Genomic DNA, 14,306 nt, shown 5'->3' on the forward strand with positions numbered 1-14,306 from the left:
TAAGGCTATTTTTATGATAAGCAATTAAATTATGCTCCCATTGCATTCGCACTTTTGCGGAATGTGTATGAGTTGAAAATTTGTCTTCTACCAAATCTTGGACGAGACTCAGCATTAAGAAACTTTGTGTACACAGTTTTTGGAACACCAAAATACTCATATGTACTTTTATCCTGAAATGTAACTCTTAACGTCTGACCTTTAAATTCAAAATCCTCAATAAAAAAGTTATTGATCGTATTGTTATACTCTTCTAAATTGGCTTCGTGTGTTTCAGGAGCAATACTAACTAAGAAGTGGTAAGCCTCAATAATTTCTGTACTCTTTAACTCAGCCTCCTCTTTTTGCACTTCATCTTGAAATTTATCCGGATGCCAAGCTTTGATTAAGTCACGATATATCTTTTTTAACGTTGCTAAATCTTCATTTTTTGTAATACCAAAAATCTTTTTGGATTCACCTATTCTTTTCATAATATTTATTTTTCCCTATTCCAACCAAACCATATTGATTTTAGGATTTGCAAAAATACGTCAATTATATTTTAGAATGAACAATTGCATGTTAATTTTTTGTAATTTCATCTATTACATCAATTTAATTGATCAGTACTGCCTATAAATAAAGATCATCCCCGCTCCTATAGTACCTTGACAAGCTTTAATGTGTCACAAAAAGATTTCCATTGTGCATAAATGCGTGTACAGCAGACATCCTAGACACTGCTTCAGCAGAGCAGGTCGCATTTACAAAGACAAGCTGGGCATCATCATGGATACGTGGCCATTGTTGTTTTCCTTCATCATCCAACGGTAATATCTGCTGGGTAGCAAACTGCAACGTCCTAGAAAGCTGAAATTCTGTCACATAGCCATACAATTGGGCTATAAGATTTGCTTTCTGTAACATATTTCCAGTACCAAATGTACTCCAGTAATCTTGTACATTGTCATTTCCGATTAACACATCAACACCACATTTTCTTAATGCAGGAATAGGCATGGGCCTTCCTTTAAAAGGTACAGAAGAAGCAATACCAACTTGCGCAAAAGCCAATTTTTCTGCGATCTCTTCTACTTCATTTGCATCCAGATGAGCTAATGCGAAAGCATGGCTAATAAATGTTTTTCCTTGCAATTGTGGATTTTCAATAGCTTTATCAATAAGGTATTGTATCGCTTGTATTCCTGAGGGACCTGCTTCGTGCAAATGGATATCAATTCCTTTATTATGATCTAAAGCCAATTGGACCATAAATTCTAATGGTTTTTCGACACTTCCATCAATACTGTAGGGATCCAATCCTCCAATAAAATCAACCTGATCATACTTTGCCACTTCTTTCATCAAAGGAACCGAATCTGTATAATACAAACCATGCTGCGGAAAAGCAACAAGCTCTGCTTCAAATGATTCTTGTTTATGTTCCAATGCCCTCAAAAGATGTTCAAAAGACTGAAGTCCAGATGTAGGATCTACATTGAAATGAGTCCTCGCATAGGTTGTTCCATAGCCTTGCAGCAAACCAATCAGTTGCTCTGCACGTAGTGTCGAAGTTTTCAATAATTCGGGGATGATCTGCTGCTCATACGCAATCATATCAGCAACCGTTTTTCTTTTCGGAGATAGGGCTTGCCAAGGTAGGCCAAATAAGGTTTTGTCGATATGAACATGCATATCTTTGAACGCTGGCAACATCAGCTTTCCATCCATATCAATAGCGTCCTCATTCGGATCGTGGGCTCTAATCGCGTTTATTTTTCCATTAGCAATTTCAATACAAAATAAATCAGTAAGGGTACCCATAACTTCTTCATTTTCATATTCGAATCCAGTCTCTAAACGAACATTTTTGAGTGTATAATGCCCTTTGGCAAGTAATTGATGAGATGATAGCATATGATCCATGATTATATAACAAATATAAAAATCATGTATTGGACCACCTATGTACAGATCATGCTACCTGTTGTTCAAATTATCCTTGTTCTTTAAATTGAGAAGGAGTCATACCGGTCTGATTTTTAAAAAACTTAGAAAAACTAGCATGATCATAAAAACCTAATTCGTAAACAATATCTTTCACACTTCGATCAGAAACCTTAAGTAAGCGCTTTGCCTCCAACAAGATACGATCATGTATCAACGTTGAAGCTGCTATATTAAATCCTTTTTTACAGACTATGTTGAGATAATTAGCCGAGATATGAAGCTTTTCAGCATAAAAAGAAACAGACCGATCTGATTTAAAGTGCAGGTCGATAAGCTGTACAAATTTTGAAATAATAGGATTTGAATGGTATTTTTCAAAATCATTGAACGTGAGCTCAAAAGTTTTACGCAGCAATAGGCCTATTAATTTACTCCGTGTCTGAATAATTTCCCAAAGAACAGTGTTATCTTTCAATTCCTGTGCAATCGCAAGAAATTCATATCGTAATGCCTTGTACAATGAATCTGAAATCTGAAAAACAGGATGTTGTTGATAATATAAAGAAGAAAAACGAAGATCTGGCAAAAAGAGCTCGAACCATTCGCGATTGATCATCAATTGATAGCAAACAGTCCCCTCTTGAAATTGCCATTGATGCACTTGACCAGGAAAAAGTAAATGTACCTGTTGCTGTTCAACTGTATAACTTTTAAAGTCAATGGTATGCGATCCACTCCCTTGCTCAAATAACAAAATAATGAAGAAATCATGTTTATGAGGTTCTAAGATCTGACGTGAGCCACGTAGCTCATGAAATAGTAAATTACTAAGCTCCGAAGGTGCTTCAGTAAACTCTTGAATATTCAAAACAGGAAAATAATCGCGTTGGTTATCCATTCTCCTCAAATTTAGCAATTCAATTTACTAAATATGGTGGAGAATGAATTAAAGTTCATTGTATTTTTATTGGAAAAATTAAAATATGAAAATAGCAATATAACCTAATTTGTTACGCTTAGTAAACCAATTCTCCATTATGAACAAGAGAGCGGATATCTGAAATACGCGAAACGGCTTCAGCAGAACAACTTGCGTTAACCAGTACAAAGTCAGCTTTATCCCCTATTTTAGGCCATTGCTGTATTCCTTTATCATCTAAAGGAAGTAGCCCTGCAGTAGCCAATTTTAAACTTCTTGATAACAAAAACTCAGAAGAATAACCATAAAGCTGAGCCATCAAATTCGCTTTCTGTAAAACACTTCCTGTTCCAAAAGTATTCCAGTGATCCACAATACTGTCATTACCAGTCATAACGGTCACGTTATACTTGTATAAAGTCGGAATCGGCATAATTAAACCTCCAAATGGGATTGTTGACACGATACCGATTTGTGCAGCCCCTAATTTTTCCGCAACTTCTTCTTGCTTTATTTTATCGATCTTTCCCAGTACAAAACAATGGCTTAAAAATGTTTTACCTTTTAAAACCGGATTTTCATTGACCTTATCGATTAAGTATTCCACCGTTTTCAATCCCGACTCTCCGGACTCATGTAAGTGAATATCTATTCCTTTATGATGATCCAGGGCAAGTTGAACAGTAAAATCCATTGTTTTTTCAATCTGCCCATCAATGGAAAACGGATCCACACCACCTATAAAGTCGATATCCATTTGAGCCGCTTCCTTTAAGTAAGGAACACTATTTGTATAGTATACGCCATGTTGTGGAAAAGCAACCAATTCTGCTCCAAAGCCTTTACGCTTATTTTCAAGAGCGATCTGCAGATTTTTAAGTGATTGCAATTTAGATGTCGGCTCGATATTGACATGACTACGTGCAAATGCCGTACCTTTTGACTGCAAAAGTTCAATCAGTTTTTCTGCTTTAAAAGTTGAATTTTTCAATAAGTCTGGGAGCATCTTTTGTTCCAAAGCAATCATTCCTTTCACTCCACCTGCCCCACGTCTGATCGCTTGCCACTTATCTCCATAAAAAGTTTTGTCTAAGTGAATATGCATATCTTTAAAAGAGGGCAACATCAACAATCCCTGAGCATCGATAGCATCTGCATGAGGTTGGTTAGCACTTACTTTTACAATTTTCCCATGTTCAACTTCAACATAAAATAAATCTGTCGTCGTAGCAATCACATCAGCCTCATCAAATTTAAAACCTGTCTCCAAACGAATATTTTTGAATTGTAGTTTTGAACTTACGTTATTGGGTTGATTAGCATACATAGGATCAGCGATTAAAGTGCCCATCGGTAAAGATGCGCCAGCAACAGCTATAGCAGCACTTTGAATGAATTTTTTACGGGATAAATTGCTCAAATTATTCACGTTCTTTTTTTGTTATAAAATTACAAGTAAACTTGATCAAAATAAGGGTACATTTTATAACAATGCTTGTGCGATTTATTCCAATTGATCTCGCAAGATCTCCATCGTGAAGTAACCATTGGTTATCTCATCTTCATATGAAATAGCAGCAGGACATTGCTCAATCCTGACATAGTATTGCTCCTTAAAGAAGGACGGCAACAGCTCCTCGATTTCATACACATCATCGACATCGATCCCATATTTATCATCAATATGTGGAGATAGATGATGCTTAAAAAAAACCGTCTTTTTCGCCAAATCTTTAGCTTCCTCTAACGCTCGAGCGACGACGAGCTCTTTATAATGGTACTCTTCCATATCATTGGGCTTGTACCCCCCTAGATTGACAAAATATAATTTCAACTCTTTATTATCTACAGGTTCAGTCGAGATGGAAATTTGATAGTTCCCAACTTTCGTCACTCTCCGCCAAGAATCAACATGAATATCATCTTTAGCCTCTGGCCAATAATTTTCAATCGATGGAACTAATTCACCCAATTGTTTTGCGATACCAAAGTAAATATCATGCTGTTCAATATGTCTGTCTGATGGTTTACATCCCAGTAGTAACATAAAAAGATTCATATTTTTTCTCGATTAATTATAGTTTAATTATCATTACTTTTATAAGATACAACTTAAATCTAATGAGAACAAAATTTTTATTAATCCTATTATCAACGATATGCTTAGTTCCATATACGCTATTTGCTCAAAAAATTGACATAAAACTAGAACGGAAATTAAGGGTACTCACGCAAAACTTTCAAGGAGATATTGGTATCTATGTAAAAAACCTAAAAACGCAAAAATCAGTTTTGATACAAGCAGATTCTATCTTTCCAACAGCCAGTATTGTCAAAGTTCCGATACTTGTTGGGGTTTTTGACAAAATAGAAAAGGGAGAATTAAATCTCGATCAAAAATTCACTTATCGTTCATCTCAGCAATATGGCGGTTCTGGCTTAATGCAATTCTTCAAAGATAGCACCGAAACAGATCTATCTACCCTAGTTGGATTGATGATAAGCTATAGTGACAATGTTACCTCTATCTGGAATCAACAACTTGCAGGCGGAGGTTTAGTCATTAATGAACTGATGGATAAATTAGGGTTAGTCAATACTAAAGTTAATTCCCGTACAGCTGGACGTGACGACATTTGGAAAAAATACGGTTGGGGACAAACCACTCCAAGAGAAATGGCAACTTTACTTGAGATGATCTATCAAGGCAAAGTTGTCAGTTTGAAATCTTCAGATCAGATGTATCGCTATTTGGGCAATATTTTTTACAACGAACGCTCGCTATCACAAATACCGCCATATGTTAAAACTGTCTCAAAAACAGGATCTGTCGATGAAGCTCGAGGCGAAGTTGTCCTGGTAAATGCACCTAGCGGTGATTATGTTTTCTGTGTACTGACCAATAATATTAAGGATCAAAGTTGGACCAAGCATAATGAAGCAGAAGAATTGACTAGAAAAATATCTCATTTATTATGGAACTACTTTGAACCAAAACGACCATATACACCATAAAAGAATACCCAATCACCTTTGGTCAAACTGAACAAAATAACTATTATATCATCTTGCTGTCGTTATTTTCATTTTTCTGCGCATGTTAAAAATATTCTATTAAATTTACTTTATGAGTATCTTAACACAACATTTTGAGACGGTTCACAATACCGCACCATTTTCTAAAATAAAAAACGAAGACTATATACCTGCATTTGATCTCGCCATAACCAATACCAGGGCAGAAATCGATGCTATAGCGCAAGCAACTGACCCTGCTACTTTCGAAAACACCATTGAAGCATTTGCATTTTCAGGAATGGCACTGGATCGTCTATCCAGTATTTTTTTCAATTTGCATTCTGCAGAAACCAATGAGCAATTGGAACAAATAGCCCAAGATATTGCGCCTAAGCTTTCGGAGTTAGGTAATGATATAACGCTTAACTTTGACCTTTTCAAAAGAATTAAACAAGTCTATGATCAAAAAGAAGAATTAGACCTCACGGCAGAACAGATGACGCTTTTAGAAAAAAATTATAAAGATTTTGTTCGAAATGGAGCGCTACTAGCCGACAATAAAAAAGATCAGTTACGCGCTATTGACAGCGAACTATCGCTACTCAAATTAAAATATGGCGAACATATACTAGCCGATACAAATGCTTATGAATTACATCTTACAGACGAAGCCGATTTAGCAGGCTTGCCCGATGGAGTGAAAGAAGCAGCAGCAGGATTAGCAAAATCTAAAGACCAATCTGGCTGGATCTTTACTTTGGACTATCCGAGTTACATTCCATTTGTCACTTATGCCGATAACCGTGAATTACGTCAAACGATCAGTATTGCAGCAGGAAAAAAGGGTTTTCAAAATAATGAGAATAACAATGAAGAAATTGTTTTAAAAATCAGTAAGCTACGCTTCCAGCGTGCACAGCTTTTAGGATATGAAACACATGCTCATTTTGTATTAGAAGAACGCATGGCCCAAAATCCAGCTAAAGTAAGAGAATTTTTAACTGATTTACTGACTAAAGCAAAACCAGCGGCAAAAAATGAATTTGATGAATTAGCTGCTTTTGCAAAAGAAACGGACGGTATTGACAAACTGGAGAAATGGGACGGAGCTTATTATGCTGAGAAACTAAAACAAAAGAAATTTCAACTTGATGATGAGCAATTAAAACCCTATTTCAAATTGGAAAACGTACTACAGGGTGCATTCGAAATCGCAGAAAAACTATTTGGATTGCATTTCAGTGAAGTGCAACACATAGATAAATATCACCCTTCGATACAAACCTTTGAAGTAACGAATAAGGATGGAGACTTTATTGCTATTTTTTATGCCGACTTTTTCCCCAGAAAAGGCAAGCGCAATGGAGCCTGGATGACCTCTTTTAAACCCCAATATAAAAAAGAAGGACAAAACGAACGCCCGCATGTTTCCATTGTGTGCAATTTTACACCAGCTACAGCAACCAAGCCTTCGCTACTGAGCTTTAATGAAGTTACTACCCTATTTCATGAATTTGGTCACGCTTTACATGGCATGCTAGCCGACACCGTATATCCCACTCTTTCTGGAACTTCTGTATTTTGGGATTTTGTCGAATTGCCAAGTCAGATCATGGAAAACTGGTGTTACGAGCAAGAAGCATTGACGCTATTTGCTAAACATTACAACACTGGAGTGCCAATTCCTATGGAAATGGTGGAAAAAATACGCGAAAGTGCCTCTTTTCTAGAAGGCATGGCTACACTTCGTCAACTTAGCTTTGGAATGCTAGATATGGGGTGGCATGGTCAAGATCCTACAGCGATAGATGATGTAAAGCAATTTGAAAAAGAGCAATTTAAATCAACACAGCTTTATCCTGATGTTGCTGAAAATGCAATGAGCACTTCCTTTTCACATATTTTTGATGGCGGTTATTCATCGGGATATTATAGTTATAAATGGGCAGAAGTACTGGATGCTGATGCATTTGACTACTTTAAACAAAATGGAATTTTTAACAAAGAGATAGCAGCAAAATTTAAAGATACCGTTTTATCCAAAGGTGGGACAGTTCATCCCATGAACTTATATAAACAATTTAGAGGTCAAGAACCAACTGTAGAAGCCTTACTGAAACGGGCGGGATTGCTTAAATAATTTGGAATTTTCCCAATAAAAAAAAGGAATGTTTTACCTGAGTAAAACATTCCTTTTTTTTATTGTATTCGTAAAAGCAGATGCTATTTTGAATTGATATCTTTTTCTTCCGTCTGCGTTATTTTAGCAGCAGCATCCTTATCTGGAGTTGCCACTTTTTTAATACTATCTTGAGCCAAACTTGGATGAGGAGCTGGAGCTGCTTTCGATTCTGTAGTCGATTTTGTTTCCCCTTTTGTGTCGTCTGATTTTGTTAAATCAGTCGTTAATTTTGACGGAACAACAGGTTTCGGAGCTTCAGCTGCCTTTGACGCTGCCTTCGCAGGAGCAGGTTTAGCTGCAGGCTTTGATGCCGTTGTTGCAGGCTTACTTGCAGCAATAGGTTTAGGAGCTTCAGCTGCCTTTGGCGCTGCCTTCGCAGGAGCAGGTTTAGCCGCAGGCTTTGATGAAGCTGTTGCAGATTTACTTGCCGCGACCGGTTTGGGAGCTTCAGCTGCCTTTGGCGCTGCCTTCGCAGGAGCAGGTTTAGCTGCAGGCTTTGATGCCGTTGTTGCAGGCTTACTTGCAGCAACAGGTTTAGGAGCTTCAGCTGCCTTTGGCGCTGCCTTCGCAGGAGCAGGTTTAGCCGCAGGCTTTGATACCGTTGTTGCAGGCTTACTTACCGAGACAGGTTTGGGAGCTTCAGCTGCCTTTGATGCTGCCTTCGCAGGAGCAGGTTTAGCTGCAGGCTTTGATGCCGTTGTTGCAGGCTTACTTGCCACTACGGGTTTGGGAGCTTCAACAGCCTTTGGTGCTACCTTCGCAGGAGCAGGTTTAGCCGCAGGCTTTGATGCCGTTGTTGCAGGCTTACTTACCGAGACAGGTTTTGAAGTCTCTTCCGCAGTTGTAGATCCTGGCAAAAGTTGTGGGTTATCAGCAGCTTCAGCAGCAGACTGTGCAGAATCAGGTTTACTATCAGAGGCTTGCTTTTTCTTGTTTGATTTTTTTAATTTACCCGCAGGCTTAATTTCAGCATTCACCTTTTTTTCAGAGACGGATTTAATTTTATTACTTTTATCAGTAGATGCATCAGGTATTGTTCCTGATTTTTTCTTCTTTTTATTTTTCAGAGAATCATCACTTTTTAAAGCTATTTTATTATCAGCTGCAGTTCCCGAAAGCTGACCATCTTTTGATTTCTTATTTTTAGGCTTGTCTTTTACTTTTTTATCTTTATTTGAACTAGTCCGTTGAATCGTTTCATCTACATGAAAAAAGGGCAATTTTTCCTGTATATCTGAAAGCGTTTCTTTCACTTTCTTATTCAGTTTTTTATAAGCCTTCATTAACTTAGAATCCTCATTTGAAATCTCTTTTTTAGACGCTTTCTTTAATTTTCGAGGCTTTTTCGATTTTTCCGCAACTATATGAGCTTTGGTAATTTCATCAGCAGGTTTCTTTTTAGCAACTGGCGTTGACAAATTTTTACTGATCTTTTTCGATTTTTTGGGTTTTATTTCTTTAGCCATGTAGATTTATTTTTTGATTCAATGAATATTTCATCTTTATAACAATTCTGATTAACAATTGTTTGTAGATCAATAAATGTAAGTTAGTAAATATATTGCATTCCACCCTTGTATATTACTTCATTATTGGAATAATATTTGTATTTTTGTGTCCTACATAATTGGGGTCGACCGGAATTGACAGGATGGAGACGGTTATGTAAGCATGCAGTGCGTTGTTAGTAGAGCACTTTAATCGGAACTTTCACAATTACAACTGGCGAAGAAAACTACGCCTTAGCTGCTTAAGTTAGACTTAACATAGCTATTTGTCCCGTTAGATCCTGTTCTTTGGTTTAACATCAGGGGCATCGAACAATAGAACTGGCAGGTGTGATTTTGCTAATCACTTGTAAGACTCAGCAAATACGGCGTACGGTATAGGTCAGCAACTCACCTTCCCTCGCCCGACAATTAAAGAGAAGCTAAGCATGTAGAAAGCGTATACAGTACCATGACTGGACGAGAGTTCGAATCTCTCCGGCTCCACAAAAAGAAAAGCTCAACTTAGGTTGGGCTTTTCTTTTTTAGTGGATTAGAGCACTCGAATAGAGGATTTTGTATTTCTATACGATTAGAGCTAACAATTGGATTTAGCTGAATATCTTATTTTGAATTCAATTTATATTCCCTGAAATACAAAAGGTTTAGCATCTAAAAACTTGACCGATGTTTCACCCGCATAGATTTGGTTCTGATCCAGTGCCAATTTCTTTACTTTTGCATTATTACTGAAATCCAGTTTCTTTAAATCTACCCAGATCGCATTTGGACTGAGCGCATCTTCAAAATAGTACACAAGATTTTTTTGGTCTGAAACTGTTCTCCATCTTGTTGTAGATAGATTGGGAAAACCTTCGGTAGATATACCATAAGGTACAGAACATTGTCTGATGACACTAAATGCCCCAGCTAAAGCTATTCGAATGTCGTCCGTTTGTGGAATGGCTTTAATATAATAAGATGCCCTTACATAACGATCAGCAGCCCTATTTGTACCAGGAAGAAATATATTGCCCGGAATTCCTTTCCAATATTCATTGATTGCCAATTGTTCTTCAAATATAGGATCATTGGTCATTACGGTATATGAAGGATCATGATGGATAACTAATTTTCCATTTATATATTCCAAAATAGCATTGTCCCCAGTCGCATCTGACATGGAAAGATGTACAGTCGTAAACTTATCAGTCCCTGGAATAAAATCTGTAACGACAACAAATTCTTCTTTACTAAAATGAGCTACAGCCTCTGCTACGGTAGCAAAATTATCTAATGCATATTGAGCCCACAATGAAACTGACAATCCTTTTTTACCTGTACCCTCTTTCGAAAATTCAGGATACTTTGAACTTACTAGCCAAAGTAAATTCGCAACCAACCCTTTTTCATTCATACCGTCAGATACGGCAATATCCCACGAACTTGTCGTCATACTACCATATTTAGAAGTCCATTTTACTGTATTTTTTCCAGTACTCCCATCACGTTCCATATTTCTCGGAAATAGCCACAAATTAGAGGGAATTGGAATTGAAAAATCCATACTGCGAGCTGTGAGGATTGTGTTATTTGGGCCTTTATAAACAACTCTCGTACAAGCGTCTGCTTGATTAAATGAAGACAATCCTACCGCAACTAGCAGTAAAGTCCTTCCAATTTGTTTGATACATTTTTTCATTCTTACTTATATTATTTGATGAAGTTTTTTAGTTTTTAGACGATAAATGAAAAATAAATACAACAGATCCTATTCAAAACGAAGTACCAAAGCAATTTAAGAATAATTTTTTCTATTAAAAAGAAACTAAACATAGATATTGAAAAAACAATTGAAGAAAAGTTATTTTTAAGCAATTCCATTGACAATAAGATTAATAGGGTTTCACAAGATTATTGAAAATCGCCATTAATTCAATCATCCACTAACTATGTGTAAACCAACTATAACGTCGCTCCACTTTATTTAATCAGTTAATTTGATATAACCCCACTTGGATATCACACAAATGAACAAATTTATCTAAGTTTGAACAATGGTGACATATAAAACATAATATGAAAATAATGTATTCGCTTATCACAGCAATGATGATGCTATTTCAAGCAGCCGCTATCGGTCAGACGATAGATACACTGGTAGATGTAGGTCGTCACAAACTACATTTTAATATCAAAACCGGCGCAGGAATACCTATTATATTCGAATCTGGAGCTGGTAATGATGGCTCTGTCTGGACAGAAATATGTAAAAGGCTAAGTCAACGAATCGAGGTACCGCTCATAACCTACGATCGTGCCGGATTTGGAAAAAGCGAAATTGACACAAACAACATCAATATTACAACTGAGGTCAAAGATCTAGATTTAGCGCTCAATAAATTGAAGTTTACGGGAAATTATTTCTTTGTAGCCCACTCATTAGGAGGAAATTATGTTATGAAATTCATCTCTAATAACCCGAATAAAGTTAAAGGCGCAGTGTTTATTGACATCGTAAGTCCTTATTTTATGACTTCGCAACGAGCCACCTATACGAAAAATCTATTCATAGATAGCATTGCAGCAATTAAAAAGGAAAGTATAGGATTTTATCATCTTGTTCTAAACTATGAAAATACTAGTGAAGTAATGCGCAAAGTTGCACCTGCTATCGAAACACCGCTTACCATCATCGCCTCTGGAATCACTCCATTTGAGGGAGAAGATAGACAACACTTTAAAAATGGAGTAAAAAGATTTGCATTGGATAAAAAAAATCGTACCTATATTTTAGCCGAAAATGCCGAACATTATGTTTTCTATGACGATCCGGAATTAGTGACTCAAGAAATTATAAAACTTTATCAACTGGTCAAATAAAAACAAATCAGATCAATATTGATGCCTTTAATGCCCATCCAAACATAAAAAACGCTCAAAATATGCATATGCAATAAATCCGATAGAAAGTAGTGGTTTCGATAATTTCATTGTTTAAAGAGGTTTCCCTGTTGAAACATAAAAGCAGTTATTAGAAAATGTTTAACTTTATAACATGCACACTGAATTTGAAAAGCTAATTATAGACTCACTCCTTAAAGGAAAGACACAACAAGAAATTTCAATTGAGTTAAAAAACAAAGGGGTAGTTCCTTACAGCCTATCTTCCATTGAAAAAACGATGAATGATCTTAAACGTAAACATCAAGCAACGACTTTATTTCAATTAGGAGCTATAATCACCCTAAAAAGATATATTCATAAAAAAGAGTAGGTATGATCCTACTCTTTTTTATAAATATAAGCTCCTTTCTTCACATCCAAAAATTAAGATAAAGAAATTTGAGATACTGCTGTTTTATGATTCTTTTTTCATTATACCACATTTTACACAAAACCAAACCGGGTATTTATTATCTACTTCGCGTGCTTCCCACTTATGGTAACATTTGAAGTATACTTTGTATAAAAAAACAATTATTAATATAAGAATAATGAAGGCTAGCAGGTACAGAAGGTTGAACATGATTAAAATAGTTAAATGCATGATGTGATTATCTAAAAAAGTAACGCACATATTTCATTTATGTTTTATGTATCTGAGGATAAATTTTAAACATCCCCATTTAGTATATTATGTTGATACTAAAAACTTACTATTTACAATTACCATTAAACCTGCCCCATCAATTGTCCATTGCGTATTTTTTTATCGATATAAAACAATAATTGAAGCAGCATCATTCTTTGTAAAGAGAGCTACTTAATTTTCTCTAACCTATTCACGGTTGACGACCTGTAACATAGATATAATCCGTCAATCATAATAATAGCATCAATTAATTCATTTTTTAGCGAAAACCCTTTTACCAACAGTCATCAGCAAAACCGCCAATAAACCCGCTACTACCCCATAACCTACCTGTTTTACCATAGATGGGACAGTAGGAAGAAAATGATGTAAATAATCAATATTATGATCAAAAATACCACCGGATACTAATATCAATGCGATAGTTCCAACCACTGCCAATAATTTAATGACAATGGGTAAAGAATTTACTAACAGATATCCAAATTTTGAAACAACCCCCTGATTGTCTGACCTTTTAATTAATCTATATCCGGCATCATCCATACGGACTATCAAAGCTACGATACCGTAAACACCGATTGTCGCAAATATAGCGACCACAGATACCGTTAAAATCTGAATGGTTAAACTTTCATTCAATACTGTCCCTAGAGCTATAATAACGATCTCAACCGATAATATAAAATCAGTTGTAATCGCAGATTTAACTTTTACTTTTTCTAGTTCCGTATTATTTTCTTCATTTTCAACAACCACTTCATGTCCAGTTTTTTGCCTATGAAACAGGTATTCTATGATTTTTTCAACACCTTCATAGGCTAAATAGATACCGCCTATAATCAGAATAAATTTAATTGCAATAGGAAAAAAAACATTAAGCAACAAGGCTATCGGTACAATTATAACTTTATTAATTAATGAACCTTTTGTAATGGCCCATAATACTGGAATTTCACGAGAAGAGAGGAATCCAGTTGCTTTCTCCGCATTTACGGCCAAATCATCACCTAGAATTCCTGCGGTCTTACTCGCAGCAATTTTACTTGTAACCGCAACATCATCCATTAAAGCAGCAATATCGTCCAATATTGCAAATATACCTGAAGCCATATGTATTTAAATATTTAAGAGGGCAAAATATAAAATGATTTCGAATTTCATTTATATTTT

At 36.0% G+C, this 14,306-nt stretch carries 12 protein-coding genes and 1 other RNA gene; 5 read left to right on the forward strand and 8 right to left on the reverse strand.

All coding sequences use genetic code 11. From position 1 onward, the window contains the following. Positions 1–29: 29 nt before the first annotated feature. The 5 genes from MUB18_RS19230 to MUB18_RS19250 all read right to left on the reverse strand — a co-directional run bounded on the left by MUB18_RS19230 (position 30) and on the right by MUB18_RS19250 (position 4,910). Positions 30–473 carry a KTSC domain-containing protein gene (locus tag MUB18_RS19230; protein WP_045753889.1) on the reverse strand — a complete coding sequence of 148 codons (444 nt, stop codon included), beginning with the start codon at positions 471–473 and terminating at the stop codon, positions 30–32. Positions 474–660: 187 nt separating this feature from the next. Continuing rightward, complete coding sequence (locus MUB18_RS19235) at positions 661–1,908, reverse strand: amidohydrolase (RefSeq protein WP_248754273.1); 1,248 nt, start codon at positions 1,906–1,908, stop codon at positions 661–663. Between the two features lie 70 nt (positions 1,909–1,978). Continuing rightward, complete coding sequence (locus tag MUB18_RS19240; RefSeq protein WP_045753888.1) at positions 1,979–2,830, reverse strand: helix-turn-helix domain-containing protein; 852 nt, start codon at positions 2,828–2,830, stop codon at positions 1,979–1,981. A 118-nt stretch (positions 2,831–2,948) separates the two neighbouring features. Beyond that, positions 2,949–4,271 (reverse strand): amidohydrolase, encoded by a 1,323-nt coding sequence (locus tag MUB18_RS19245; RefSeq protein WP_411028108.1) that lies wholly within the window; start codon positions 4,269–4,271, stop codon positions 2,949–2,951. 84 nt (positions 4,272–4,355) lie between these two features. Continuing rightward, positions 4,356–4,910, reverse strand: a complete 555-nt coding sequence (locus tag MUB18_RS19250; RefSeq protein ID WP_045753887.1) for a DUF1543 domain-containing protein — start codon at positions 4,908–4,910, stop codon at positions 4,356–4,358. A 62-nt stretch (positions 4,911–4,972) separates the two neighbouring features. Here MUB18_RS19250 and MUB18_RS19255 point away from each other — a divergent pair, with 62 nt between their 5' ends. Both MUB18_RS19255 and MUB18_RS19260 read left to right on the forward strand, forming a co-directional pair. Further along, positions 4,973–5,866 (forward strand): serine hydrolase, encoded by an 894-nt coding sequence (locus tag MUB18_RS19255; protein WP_248754275.1) that lies wholly within the window; start codon positions 4,973–4,975, stop codon positions 5,864–5,866. 112 nt (positions 5,867–5,978) lie between these two features. Further along, positions 5,979–8,009 (forward strand): M3 family metallopeptidase, encoded by a 2,031-nt coding sequence (locus tag MUB18_RS19260; protein WP_248754276.1) that lies wholly within the window; start codon positions 5,979–5,981, stop codon positions 8,007–8,009. Between the two features lie 83 nt (positions 8,010–8,092). Here MUB18_RS19260 and MUB18_RS21925 read toward each other — a convergent pair whose 3' ends face one another. Beyond that, entirely contained in the window at positions 8,093–9,517 is a 1,425-nt protein-coding gene (locus tag MUB18_RS21925; RefSeq protein WP_317233169.1) for a hypothetical protein, read from the reverse strand. A gap of 163 nt (positions 9,518–9,680) precedes the next feature. Here MUB18_RS21925 and ssrA point away from each other — a divergent pair. Then, positions 9,681–10,048: a transfer-messenger RNA gene (ssrA, locus tag MUB18_RS19270) on the forward strand. 130 nt (positions 10,049–10,178) lie between these two features. On the opposite strand, the gene MUB18_RS19275 is transcribed toward ssrA, so the two are convergent. Further along, the gene (locus MUB18_RS19275; protein ID WP_248754277.1) at positions 10,179–11,240 is read right to left on the reverse strand and encodes a linear amide C-N hydrolase; all 1,062 of its coding nucleotides are present in this window, start codon (positions 11,238–11,240) and stop codon (positions 10,179–10,181) included. 377 nt (positions 11,241–11,617) lie between these two features. Between MUB18_RS19275 and MUB18_RS19280 the strand changes: the two genes are divergently transcribed. Further along, positions 11,618–12,421, forward strand: a complete 804-nt coding sequence (locus MUB18_RS19280; protein WP_248754278.1) for an alpha/beta fold hydrolase — start codon at positions 11,618–11,620, stop codon at positions 12,419–12,421. A 175-nt stretch (positions 12,422–12,596) separates the two neighbouring features. After that, complete coding sequence (locus MUB18_RS19285) at positions 12,597–12,815, forward strand: hypothetical protein (protein WP_045756062.1); 219 nt, start codon at positions 12,597–12,599, stop codon at positions 12,813–12,815. Positions 12,816–13,385: 570 nt separating this feature from the next. On the opposite strand, the gene MUB18_RS19290 is transcribed toward MUB18_RS19285, so the two are convergent. After that, positions 13,386–14,246: a DUF808 domain-containing protein gene (locus tag MUB18_RS19290; RefSeq protein ID WP_094773554.1), complete on the reverse strand. Its 861-nt coding sequence runs from the start codon at positions 14,244–14,246 to the stop codon at positions 13,386–13,388. Positions 14,247–14,306: the final 60 nt, after the last annotated feature.

Origin of the sequence: Sphingobacterium sp. PCS056, from assembly GCF_023273895.1 — a bacterium.
Taxonomy (GTDB): domain Bacteria; phylum Bacteroidota; class Bacteroidia; order Sphingobacteriales; family Sphingobacteriaceae; genus Sphingobacterium.